The 11,249-nt window shown below is 72.5% G+C and carries 12 protein-coding genes; all 12 read right to left on the reverse strand.

Features of this window, described 5'->3' with window-relative positions:
* The coding region (locus ACZ4XX_RS39775; RefSeq protein ID WP_468512694.1) for a homocysteine S-methyltransferase family protein at positions 1–602 on the reverse strand (602 nt) is incomplete at its 3' end.
* A complete protein-coding gene (locus tag ACZ4XX_RS39780) occupies positions 599–1,585 on the reverse strand; it encodes a carbohydrate kinase family protein (RefSeq protein ID WP_468512695.1) in 987 nt (328 codons plus the stop codon). The genes ACZ4XX_RS39775 and ACZ4XX_RS39780, both read right to left, overlap by 4 nt.
* 265 nt (positions 1,586–1,850) lie before the next feature.
* Positions 1,851–2,036: a DUF5302 family protein gene (locus ACZ4XX_RS39785; protein ID WP_468512696.1), complete on the reverse strand. Its 186-nt coding sequence runs from the start codon at positions 2,034–2,036 to the stop codon at positions 1,851–1,853.
* Positions 2,037–2,099: 63 nt separating this feature from the next.
* A complete protein-coding gene (locus ACZ4XX_RS39790; RefSeq protein ID WP_468512697.1) occupies positions 2,100–4,304 on the reverse strand; it encodes a condensation domain-containing protein in 2,205 nt (734 codons plus the stop codon).
* Between the two features lie 48 nt (positions 4,305–4,352).
* Positions 4,353–5,123, reverse strand: a complete 771-nt coding sequence (locus ACZ4XX_RS39795; protein WP_468512698.1) for a response regulator transcription factor — start codon at positions 5,121–5,123, stop codon at positions 4,353–4,355.
* Positions 5,124–5,204: 81 nt separating this feature from the next.
* The gene (locus tag ACZ4XX_RS39800; RefSeq protein ID WP_468512699.1) at positions 5,205–5,957 is read right to left on the reverse strand and encodes an acyltransferase domain-containing protein; all 753 of its coding nucleotides are present in this window, start codon (positions 5,955–5,957) and stop codon (positions 5,205–5,207) included.
* A 25-nt stretch (positions 5,958–5,982) separates the two neighbouring features.
* The gene (locus ACZ4XX_RS39805; RefSeq protein WP_468512700.1) at positions 5,983–6,930 is read right to left on the reverse strand and encodes an aromatase/cyclase; all 948 of its coding nucleotides are present in this window, start codon (positions 6,928–6,930) and stop codon (positions 5,983–5,985) included.
* Between the two features lie 197 nt (positions 6,931–7,127).
* Positions 7,128–7,949, reverse strand: a complete 822-nt coding sequence (locus tag ACZ4XX_RS39810) for an AfsR/SARP family transcriptional regulator (protein WP_468512701.1) — start codon at positions 7,947–7,949, stop codon at positions 7,128–7,130.
* 127 nt (positions 7,950–8,076) lie between these two features.
* Positions 8,077–8,907 carry a 4'-phosphopantetheinyl transferase family protein gene (locus ACZ4XX_RS39815; protein WP_468512702.1) on the reverse strand — a complete coding sequence of 277 codons (831 nt, stop codon included), beginning with the start codon at positions 8,905–8,907 and terminating at the stop codon, positions 8,077–8,079.
* Positions 8,904–9,281: an acyl carrier protein gene (locus ACZ4XX_RS39820; RefSeq protein WP_468512703.1), complete on the reverse strand. Its 378-nt coding sequence runs from the start codon at positions 9,279–9,281 to the stop codon at positions 8,904–8,906. Before ACZ4XX_RS39820 ends, ACZ4XX_RS39815 begins: the two co-directional genes overlap by 4 nt.
* 171 nt (positions 9,282–9,452) lie before the next feature.
* Positions 9,453–10,265 (reverse strand): AfsR/SARP family transcriptional regulator, encoded by an 813-nt coding sequence (locus ACZ4XX_RS39825; RefSeq protein ID WP_468512704.1) that lies wholly within the window; start codon positions 10,263–10,265, stop codon positions 9,453–9,455.
* A 216-nt stretch (positions 10,266–10,481) separates the two neighbouring features.
* Positions 10,482–11,093, reverse strand: a complete 612-nt coding sequence (locus ACZ4XX_RS39830; RefSeq protein ID WP_468512705.1) for a ScbR family autoregulator-binding transcription factor — start codon at positions 11,091–11,093, stop codon at positions 10,482–10,484.
* Positions 11,094–11,249: the final 156 nt, after the last annotated feature.

An 11,249-nucleotide genomic window follows, 5' to 3' on the forward strand; every position in this document is an offset into this window, starting at 1 on the left:
CCGGTGGTCTCGACGGTGACGGAGACGATGAGCGGCACGTCGGCGCCGAGCGCGTCGAGGGCGCGACGGGCGCCGATGACGGACGCCTTGGTCTGAAGGAGGTCCTGGGTGGTCTCGACGAGCAGGGCGTCGGCACCGCCCGCGAGCATCCCCTCGGCGTTCTGCTGGTAGGCGTCGCGCAGCAGCGGGTAGGGGGCGTGGCCGAGGGTCGGCAGCTTGGTGCCGGGGCCCATCGAGCCGAGGACCCAGCGCCGGCGTCCGGTGGAGGCGGTGAACTCGTCGGCGACCTCGCGGGCGATGCGCGCGCCGGCCTCGGAGAGTTCGTACACGCGCTCGGGGATGTCGTACTCCCCCAGGGCCGCGAGGTTGGCGCCGAAGGTGTTCGTCTCGACGCAGTCCACGCCCGCCGCGAAGTACTCCTCGTGCACCGAGCGGACGATGTCGGGCCGGGTGACGTTGAGGATCTCGTTGCAGCCTTCGAGGTTCTGGAAGTCCTCGAGGGTGGGGTCCTGTGCCTGCAGCATGGTGCCCATGGCGCCGTCGGCGACGACGACCCGGCTGGCGAGTGCCTCGCGGAGGGAATCCGCCCCGGTGTTCGTCACGGCTGCCGCCCCAGGGCGGAGGCGAGCTGTCCGGCCGCGTCCGGTCCGTACGCGCGGGTCGCCGTCGCCAGCAGGTCCGCCGGGGTGAGGCGGTACGACTGGGAGCCGACGGCCGAGAGCGCCGCGGAGGCCACGACGCAGCCCAGCCGCGCGGCCGGTTCGACGGGCAGATCGCGGGCGATCCCGGTCAGGAAGCCGGCCCGGAAGGCGTCGCCCACGCCGGTCGGGTCGACGACGGGGACGTCGGGGACGGCGGGCACGGTGAGCGGCGGCCGGCCGGCGCGGTCGACGCGCACTCCGGCCGGGCCCAGTGTGGTCACCCAGGTGCCCACCTTGCTCAGCAGGTGGTCGCGGTCCCACTGGGTGCGTTCCAGGAGCAGGGCCGCCTCGTACTGGTTGGTGAAGAGCCAGCGGGCGCCGTCCACGAGCTCCCGTGCCTGCTCTCCGTCGAGCCGTGCGAGCTGCTGTGAGGGGTCGGCGGCGAAGGAGAGGCCGAGCCGTCGGCAGTCCTGGGTGTGCCGCACCATGGCCGCGGGCGCGTTGGGGCAGACGAGGACGAGGTCGGGCCGTATCTCCGGCATGCCGTCGAGCCGGGTCAGGTCGATGTCGGCGGCCTCGTCCATGGCCCCCGCGTAGAAGGCCGCGATCTGGTTGGCGTCCTGGTCGGTGATGCACATGAAACGGGCGGTCTGCCGCTCGGGGGAGACACGGACCGTGGCGGTGTCGACGCCGTGTTCCTTCAGCCACACCTCGTACTCGGCGAAGTCGCTTCCCACGGCGCCGACCAGCTGCGGGCGGAGGCCGAGGCTGCCGAGGCCGAAGGCGATGTTGGCGGCCACTCCGCCCCGGCGCACTTCCAGTCCGTCGACGAGGAAGGAGAGGGAGACGTGGGCGAGTTGGTCGGGGATCAGTTGATCGGCGAACCGGCCGGGAAAGACCATGAGATGGTCCGTCGCGATGGAACCGGTGACAGCGATGCGCACGTCGGGTCTCCTCTGCGGCACGCCCGTCGGAGGTGCCACGGCCGGAAGGGGGCTGCGGCGCTGATGTCCGAGTTCTCGGATGCCTGGCGTCGGTGGGGTGGTTGCGACGGCCACCTTGGCCGCGTGCGCTTGAGCATCGATCGACCTTCCGTCCACCCGCCGGTCGCCGTGACGTCCGGTGCCGTTCCGGAAGCGCCGGAGAGCCCCGCCTCGTGGTCGAGGCGGGGCTCTCCGGTGGGGGCTGCTGTGCCGCCTCGTGGGCGGTTCAGCCGGTCCTGCGTCGGAAGAAGTTCCGCTGTCCGCCCGCCTGACCGGCCGAGTTCTTCGCTCGATGCCGGGCGTCGTTGTGGGCGTCGCGTTCCTTCGACAGGCGTCCCTTCTTCTCCATCGCCTCTCTGAAGCGGCGCTTGGCTTCGATGGCGGCCTCGTTCGAGTCGGGCGTTTCGGTCATGGACGCCTCCTTGGAGATCGACGACGGAACCAGCGTCGACCCGTTCGCTGGAGGATCGGTGGATCATTCCTCGAGCGGGGCTCCGGCGGTGCTCTCGATGGCGTGGGCCAGGGCACGGTCCCCGCCCTCGCCCTCGGCGCTGCCGAGCACGACGGGCGGGGGTGGCCTGCGGCTCTCCGTGGCGAGGAGCCGGGCGATCTCGTAGGCCATGACGCCCGCGCCGGAGAAGCCCCCGATCACGAGTTTTCCGCCGGGGTCGAGAGTGGACCGCAGCGACGAGGCGCACGCGAGGGCGTCCTCAGGCGCCGCCCGCAGGAACATCAGGGCCTGCGGGCCCTCGTACTGGCGCACGAGGCCGGTGTGGAAGGAGTCGGGTGCTCCGGGGGCGGCCACGAGGCAGACCGTTCCGGCGCCGGGCGCCATCGCGTCCCGGAGGTCGACCAGACGGCCGGTGTGCGGGCCGTGGCCGTCCGCGTCCGGGGGGAGGGTCACGTCGCCCAGGCCGTCCAGGATCTCCGCGACGGTCGTCGTCTCGCCGGCGGTGAGGGGGAGTTCGCGCAGCAGCCGGGCGCTGTGGTGGAGCAGCGGGGTGGCGTGGCCGTCCGCGACCCGGGTCCTGTCGTACAGCAGGGTGAGCACGGTGCCGCCCTGGTCGTCGTGCTGGCCGATCACGGTGAGCGGGGACGAGGTCGTGGCCCAGATCGTGTCGGGGCGCTCGATCCTGATGCCGTGTGCGGCGAGTTCCGGTACGAGGGGGTCGAGGTGGCGCAGCCGTCCCTCGAAGGCCACCGTGCTCTCGGGCAGCGTGGTGCCGTCGCCCGGGGAGGGTGTCCGGGCGACGGCCCGGCCGAGCGGGTCGAGGAGCTGGCCCGGGGCGACCCATTCGTAGGAGGACATGTCGACGGCGCGGTCGCCGAGGGCGCGCAGGAGCCGGGGGACCGTCCCTCGGGGGTCGACCTCCACGACCATGGGCAGCGTGTTGGCGAACGGACCCGGGACCCGTGTCACGTCGTCGAAGGGGATGCCCCGGCCGGTGACGGCGATGTCGAAGCCGACGCGCCGGGGGGCGGTGGAGCCTGCGGGGCCGGTGGACGCGCGGTGGAGGAGGACGGCCCAGACGGCTTGCAGGACGCCGCTCTCGGTGCTGCCCCAGCGTGCCGCCCAGGCGGCCAGCCGTCGGGTCTCCTCGGGGGTGAGCCGGGAGCGGCGGCGCCCCGTGTCGGTGCCGGGCGCGGGGTGGAGCGGGCCGGTGGTGGTCGTCCGGTCGGTGTCCGGGAGCCAGAAGTCGCGTGCCGGTGCCAGGTCCCTCGCGTTCAGCCACCTGCGGTAGTCGCGCAGGTCCGGGCGTCGTTCACCGCCCGGCAGCGGGGTGCCGGCGAGGTAGGCCCGGTAGAACTCGCGCAGGAGGATGTAGACGCTCCAGCGGTCGAGCAGGGCGCGGTGGTAGGTCAGCAGGACGTCGGTGTACGGAGCTGTGCCCGCGGTTCCGGTGGTCTCGCCGCCGCTCAGCAGGGCGACGCGGAGGAGTCCGGGCCGGCGCAGGTCGAAGCCGCGCCGGCGCTCGTGTTCCATGAGGGCCGCACGGTCGGCGAGGGAGTCGTGCGTGTGTCCGACCACCTCGGGGGCGGCCCGTCGGTGCAGGACGACGTGGGGCTGGGGGTCCCAGACGAAGGCGGCGCGGAGGATCGATTCGCGGTCGAAGACGGACTGCCAGGCGGCGGTGAACCGCTGGGTGTCCAGGGGGCCGTGCCAGCGCCAGCAGAGCTGCTCGACATGGTGGAAGGGATGCCTGAGCGCGTCGGTGAGCAGTTCGTGCTGGAGCGGGGTGACGGCGAAGCTCTCCAGGGGTGTCGTCGTCGGGCGCTCGCCGCCGCGGCCTTTGCGCGGGGCCGGCGGGGTGCGGGTGAGCAGGTCGGCGACGAGGCCGGCCGGATGCGGTCCGGGGGCGGCGGCGGATGCGGCGAACCGGACCGTGTGGTGGGTGGGGCTGTGCCGGACGAGTCGGAACGGTACGGGGCGGGGGGTCTCGGGGGCATCCGGGTCCGCGTGCGCGTCCGGGTCCGCGTGCGCGTCCGGGTCCGGGTCCGCGGGTGCGTCCGCGTGAAGGCCGGCGGCCAGGTGGAGGGTGGCTTCGAGGGCGGGCGTGTCCAGGGGGCCGTGGATGTCCAGCACGGGCGCGGAGCCGGGCGGGCCCTCTCCGCTGACGACGACGGTCGTCGGCGCGTTCAGGGCCGAGAGCACGACGTCGCCGTGGTTGCCGGGTGTCATCGGTGGTCCCCTTCCCTTCGTGTTGCTCGGCGCCGGGCGCTCGCGCTCTCAGCAGGGGTGGCGCATCCCGGTCTCGTAGGCGTAGATGGCGGCGTGGACGCGGTTGCGCAGCCGCAGTTTGTTCATCAGGTTCTGCACGTGTGTCTTGACGGTGTGCTCGGAGAGGCTGAGGGAGCCGGCGATCTCGCTGTTGGACATGCCGCTCGCCAGGAGGTCCAGCACTTCGCCCTCCCGCCTCGTGAGGTGCTCGGGGCTGACCTGTGAGACCTGCGAGACCTGCGAGGGGGCGAGGGTCCGGTGGGGCGGTTTCCGTTCCCGCGTCAGGGTGTAGCCGGCGGCGGCGAGGAGGACGGCGGCCGCGAGCTGTCCCGGGGTCACCGTGGCGGGCAGGTGACTGTGGGCCGCCCAGGCGGTGGCCGGTTCGGGGGGCGGTCCGCCGATGGTGATCAGAGCGGTGGTGCCGCCCGGGTGGTGGGCGCGGACGTCGTCCGGTGCGAAGCCGGGCCGTCCGTGGACGACGATGACGTCGGGCCGTGGTTCGCGGGGTGGGTGCGCGCCGTGCGGTGGGGCGTCGTCGTCGCTCACGACGTGGACGCCGGGCCGTCCTGCGAGGAGGGCCCGGATGCCGGCCCGTGCGAGCGGGTCGTCGCCCATGACCCCCACCCTCACGGGTCCGTCGTCCGCGGGGGCGGGCCGTGCCGTGGCGGCCTGCGCGCCGTCGGCGGCCGGGGGGTGCGGGGGGCGGGGAGTGCCGATGCCGGGGAGGGTGTACGGGTGGGGCACCCCGGGAAGCACGTGCAAGGTCGCTCGCTTGTCCATGGCTTCCTCCTCGCAGTCGCGTTCTCCGCCGCGGTCGACACGGTCAGGTTAGGGGTGCGAGGGGGGCTGCCCCGGATTCCTCTAGTTGATCTGGACGGGTTCCCGAACGGGGGACCCGTGCGGTTCCCGTGAGGAGGCGGGGGCGGGCCGTCCGACGGTGTGCGGGCCGAACAGTTCGTGCCAGTCGACCGGGCTGCCGGACAGGTGGAGGGCGTCGAGCATCGCCGAGAGTGCGGGGAGGTCCCCGGGGGCGACGGTCGCTCCCGTGGCCCCGCATCTCAGGAGGCGCCGGAAGCCCGCGGCACGCAGGGCGCGCGCGGGGTCCGGTGGGCCCTCTGCGCGGGGGCGCAGGAGCAGGCAGGGGCAGAAGTCCCGCGCGGTGACGAGCCGGACGGCGTCCTGGAGGCTCAGCGCGCCCGCCACGTGTGCCGCCGAGAGTTCGCCGACGCCGTGGCCCGCCACGGCGGCGAGTTCCATGCCCCAGGACTGCCAGAGCCGGAAGAGGGCGACCTGGTGGGCGAAGAGGGCGACCTTGCCGTAGCGGGGTTCCCTCAGGAGCAGGGAGTCGACGCCTCCTTCGGGCGCGAACACCACGGCCACCAGCGGGACCGGTGTCGCTCCGTCGACCAGGTCGCGCAGCGCGTCGAAGGCGGAGCGGAACGCGGGGAAGGTCCCGTACAGCGCGCGCGTGTCGGCGACTCCGTCGCCGTTCCAGTCGTCGAACAGCACCGCCAGCTGCCGGCCGGGACGGGCAGTGGTGCCGGGGCCGGGCCCCGGGGTGCCTCCGTCGCACGACATCAGCATCGGCTGCGGGGCAGGTCGATGGTGGACCATACGGGGCTCCTCGGTCATGTTCTCGTCACAGCACGCGGATCGCGGACTCCGCGTGTCGTCTGGCCAGGTCGAGCATCGCGGTGCTGGTCCGGCCGATCGCCTCACGTACGTACCGCCGGGCGCCCGCCGTGTCGACCCCCTCGCCGAGCACGCGCGCGATGTTCTCCTCGCGCAGGACGACGCTGTGCTGGGCGAGGACGGTCACGCCGTGGACGTCGGGGATGAGTGACCATTCCCCCGTATGGGCGGAGAGAAGCTCCGTGGGGGCCGTCCGGGTGAAGACGATCCGTCCCGCGTGCGGGAAGCAGATGCGTACGGCCTCGGTGGTGTGCGTCCGTCCTCCGGAGACGGTGTCCACGGACACGACCTGGACGCCGGGCTGGTCCTCCACCACGTCGGCCCGGGACACGTGGGGCAGCATTTCCGGCCAGTCCCGCACCCGGTAGAGGAGGTCGTAGACCAGCTCGGCGGGGCCGTTGACGCGGACCGAGTCCTCGAAGCCGAGGACGAGTTCCTCCAGGCGGTCCCAGCGTTCGGCGAGGGCGCGGAGACCCTCCAGCTCACGGCGGACCTCGACGTCGGTGGCGGAGCGCGGCGCCGGGGCGCGGGTGTCGTCGCCGGGACCGGTTTCCCGGTGCAGTGTCAGCAGGGTCCGATCGGGACCGAGGGCCTGCACGTCCCATGACTCCGTCGTGCCCGTCGTGGGGGCCGCGGGTACCCGGTGGACGCTGTCCACGCGCCGCAGGTCGGCGGAGAAGTCGCGGCGGGTGGTCCAGGAGCGGACTTCGCCGTCGACGAGGCCCCAGGTCCGCAGCCGCTCGTGGGCGCCGTCGAACTCCAGCTGCTCCACGTGGAGGGTGCCCGGGGAGTACCGCGGCTGGTGGGCGCTGTCGGCGATCAGCCCGTAGACCACTCCCGCCGGGGCGGCGATCTCGACTTGGTGCTGGGTACGGTGCGTTCGCTCGGCAGGCATCTCTCGGCACCCTCTCTGCGGGAGGTGAAGGCCCGTGATCCGGACTCGGTGACAAGCGGTCGGCCGGTGTCGGCGTTTCCGTGTAGACCGTGTCCTGAATCGCTTGAAGGCCGGATGAGTGCCTCTGGAGAGATGCTGGGGCGGAGAGGGCCGCTCTCCGGGTGGCGGGGCGCGTGGCGGGCCCACCACCCGGGGCGTCAGGCCGCGAAGAGGTTGAAGGTGGAGGTTCCCTTCGGGGCCGCGACCACGTCGAGGTCCGGGTCCACGGTGAGCATGGCCTGGTGCAGTCGCTGGAGCTGCGGCGAGGGCTCGACGCCGAGTTCGTCCCTGAGCCGGAACCGGAGCTTGCGGTACGCCTCCAGTGCGGCCGCCTGCCGGCCGGAGCGGTAGAGGGCCACGATGAGCTGCGAGTGGAGACCCTCGTGAAGGACGTGGCGGGCGGTCAGGTCGGTGAGTTCCGCGATGAGTTCGGCGTGGCGGCCGAGCCGGAGGTCGGCGTCGATGCGGCGCTCGACGGTGACGAGGCGGCTCTCTTCGAGGCGCATGACCTCGATCTCCAGGACGGGTCCCGTGCGCACGTCCACCAGGGCCGATCCGTTCCAGAGGGTCAGCGCTCTCCGGAACCGTTCGGCCGCGGTCACGTTGTCGCCGGCCTCGAAGGCCGCCTGGCCCTCGGTCACCAGGCGCTCGTACTGGTGGACGTCGACGCAGGATTCCTCGACCTGGAGCAGGTAGCCGCCGTGGCGGGTGGCCAGGACGTCCTTGGCCCCGCCGGGCGCGTCGGGCCCCATCGCCGTGCCGAGACGCCTTCGGAGCTGGAGGATGTAGGTCTGCAGGGTGGTGAGGGCGCTCTGGGGCGGCTCCGTCCCCCAGATCTCCTCCATGAGGGTCTTCACGGGTATGACCCGGCCCGGGTAGAGCGCCAGCAGGGACAGAATCTGGCGCGGCTTGCCAGCGGTGGGAACGATCGAGACCTCATTGACCTCGGCGTTCAGCGGACCCAGCACCTGAATTCTCACGAGCTCCCCCGTCCTCTCGAAAACTTGCTCGGCAGGCACGATCGCGCCATTCGGCACGCTAGCGGGGCGGGGGCCGCACGAACGTTTTTCTCCAGGTGTCCTCCAGCGCTTCTCGAATCCCGTGAACTCACCGCGGCAGGAGGGCGGCCCTGCTCGTTCCGCCCAGCGCGGCGGGCAGTTCGATCCGTCGCGGCACCGTCCGGGTCCAGGGGAAACCGTGGCGGAGGTGGAGCACGGCGTCCTGTTCGTCACCGGCTCCGACCACGACGGCGGCCAGCACGTCGGGGACCGGTTCCAGCTCGACGAAGCGCCACCGGCCCTCCCGGTCGTCCCGGGGCGGGGAGAAGCCCGTCACTCCGTGGTCGTCGGCGAGGGTGAAGGAGAAGGTGTCGAAGGGGAGCGCGAGGCCGAGGCCGCGCGCCTTGGCGTACGCCTCCTTCAGCGTCCACAGCCGGATGACCCGGCGTCCGCGCGGTGTCCCCTGCTCCGCCTCGGCCACCCACGCCTGTTCGGTACGGGTGAAGGTCTGGGCGATGGTGCGCAGGGCACGGTTGTCCCGGTCGAGCCGCTCGATGTCGACCCCGATGGGAGTTCCGCGCACGACGCCGAACAGGTTGTAGCCGTTGGTGTGCGACAGGTTGAAGTCCAGTCCCGGCCCGCCGCGGGGCAGGCCGCCGGCCGGCACCCGGAGGAAGGGACGGCCCCTCGACGAGCGCCAGATGACCAACTCGGACTCGGGCAGCGCGGTTTCGATGGCCAGCACGCGGCGTACGAACGTGTGGGCGACCAGGTACTGCCGGCGGTCGCGTTCGAAGACGAATCCGTCCGCGGTCTCCCGCTCACGCGCGTCGAGCCACCGGGGCGCGAGCGTGCCGGTGAGATCGGGTGGGAGGTCGTCGTTGGCGCAGAACCACAGGGTGGCCCGCTCCCCCTCGTACGGGCTCGTCCCCGCAGTCACGGGGAGGCGGCCGGGACGCACACCGGCTCGACCGCTGTCCGTCCGTCGCCGTGCGCCGCGGCCGGGCGGTCGGTCCGGCCGGCGTCCGGGGCCTGGCCCCGGTGGGCGATGTAGGCCGCCATGGCGGCGAGGCAGGGGTGGTCGTAGAGGATCACGGCGCGTTCGTCGAGGCCGTAGAGCCGGTTGACGGCGTCGACGAGTTCCGCGCCGAGGATGGAGTCGAGCCCGAGCAGCGGGAAGGGCACCCTCGCATCGATCTCGTGCGGGGCGCATCCCATGAGGTCGGCGAGGCACGCTCGCAGGGTGTCGACGATGTCCAGTACGTCGACCCCGGATGCGGCGGAGTGCGGCGCTTGAGGCGGGTCGGTGAACACGGGGGTCTCTCTCCGTAGGAACGGCGGTCCCTGCCTGCCGTTTCGGGAGATTGTCCGCCGCCGGGCGCGGACGGCGCATCGCCGCCGGTGGTGAATCCGGTACGGGTTCCGGCACTCGGGAGGGATGCCGCCCGTCGGGTCCCTACGGAAAAAGAATGAGGCGCCGGGCGGTCAGACGCTCATGACCGGGGACATGTCCTGCGGGGTGGCGGCGGCGGTGCCGGCCACGAGGAGGGAGCGCTGCAGCCGCTGGAGGTGGCTGGAGGGCTCCAGACCGAGGTCGCGGACGAGCCGTGTCCGGAGCTTCTGGTAGACGTTCAGCGCTTCGCTGCGGCGGCCGGAGCGGTACAGCGCCAGCATGAACTGGGCGTGGAGGTTCTCGTGGGTGCGGTATCGGTTCACCAACACCGTGAGCTCGGACAGCAGTTCACGGTGGCGCCCGAGCCGCAGGTCGAGCTCGATCCGCTGGTCCAGGGCGCACAGGCGGCTCTCGTCGAGTCGCCTGACGGCCATCTCCAGGCGGGGCCCGGTCCGCACGTCGGCGAACGCGTCCCCCGTCCACAGGTCCAGTGCCTCCCGGAGCAGCCGGGACGCCCCCTGGTGGTCCTCGGCGTCCATCGCCCGGTATCCGCGGCCCGCGAGCAGCTCGAAGTCCCGCACGTCGCAGGCGCCGTCGCCGCCCGCGAGGAGATAGCCGCCCGGTGACGTCACCAGGAGGTTCTTGGCCTCCAGGGCCGTGCCGCCGGCCTCCACCAGCGCCGCGCCCATCAGTTCGCGCAGCTGGAGCACGTACGTCTGAAGGGTCGTCCGCGCGCTGCGCGGCGGCTTCGCCCCCCAGAGTTCCTCGATCATCGCCTCGACCGAGACCACCTGGTCCACGTTCAGGGCCAGCAGCGCCAGCACCTGGCGGGGCTTCGGCGCGGTCGGCGTCACGGACCTGCCGTGCACGCTCACGGCAAGTCCACCCAGCACCGCGATGTCCATCGCGGACTCCCCTCATCGACGATCACATCACTGGCAATTACAAAACAGGACGAGCGGTTTGTCAATCCCTCTTACGCAAGGAACAATCTAGGCAATTCACCCAATACAGCCCCAGAGGGCGCCCGATTAACAAGGCGGTTGCGCGGTTTTTTGGGCCGTGGTCGATGTCCCCTCCGGAACCTGCCCTGCGGGCCCCGCGGCTGGGTCGTGCCCCTTCTAGGGCCTCACGGCGGGTGCCGCCAGCCGGGGCAGCATCACACTCCAGAACCGGTCGGCCACGGCCTGGTCCAGCCACTCCGGGGCACCCACGCTCATGGCCTCGAACCCCACGGTCGCCGCCACCACCGCGAGTGCCGCGTCGGCGCCGACGACCCCTTCGTCGAGCTCTCCCCTACGGGCCGCCTCGTCGAGCACCTCCTCGACCCAGCACCTCCACTGGTCCCGCAGGCCCGCACCCGTGCCCGGCCGCAGCGCACCCCGCGCGCCCAGCCCGAACCCGGCCCGGACCACCGGGTCTTCGCGGAGCCGCCGCAGCAGCAGATCCGTGGCTTCGACCAGACGCGGCAGAGGAGGAGTGCTCCGGCGGCCGTCCGGATCGCCGCCCCGGCCGCAGATCTGCTCCCGCAGGACACGGCCGGCCTCCCGCTCGACGGCCAGAGCCAGGTCGAGCTTGCTCTCGAAGTGGAAGTGCAGCGCCCCGGTACTGACCCCCGCCGTCCTGCTGATGGCGGTCAGCGACGCCTGGACGAACCCCTCACGGGCGAACACCTCGGCGGCTGCCTGGATCAGCGCCTGTCGGGTGCGCACCGCTCGATCCTGCTTGGCCATCTGGGCTCTCCTCGCTGCGGGGCCACCGACGTCCGGCCGACGTCCCCGCCTTCGTACGGTCACTGAGGCGGGTTGCCGTGCTTGCGGGACGGCAGGTCGGCGTGCTTGGTGCGGAGCATCGCGAGGGACCTGATGAGCACCTGGCGGGTGTCGGCG

Source organism: Streptomyces sp. NPDC029956 (assembly GCF_055574655.1).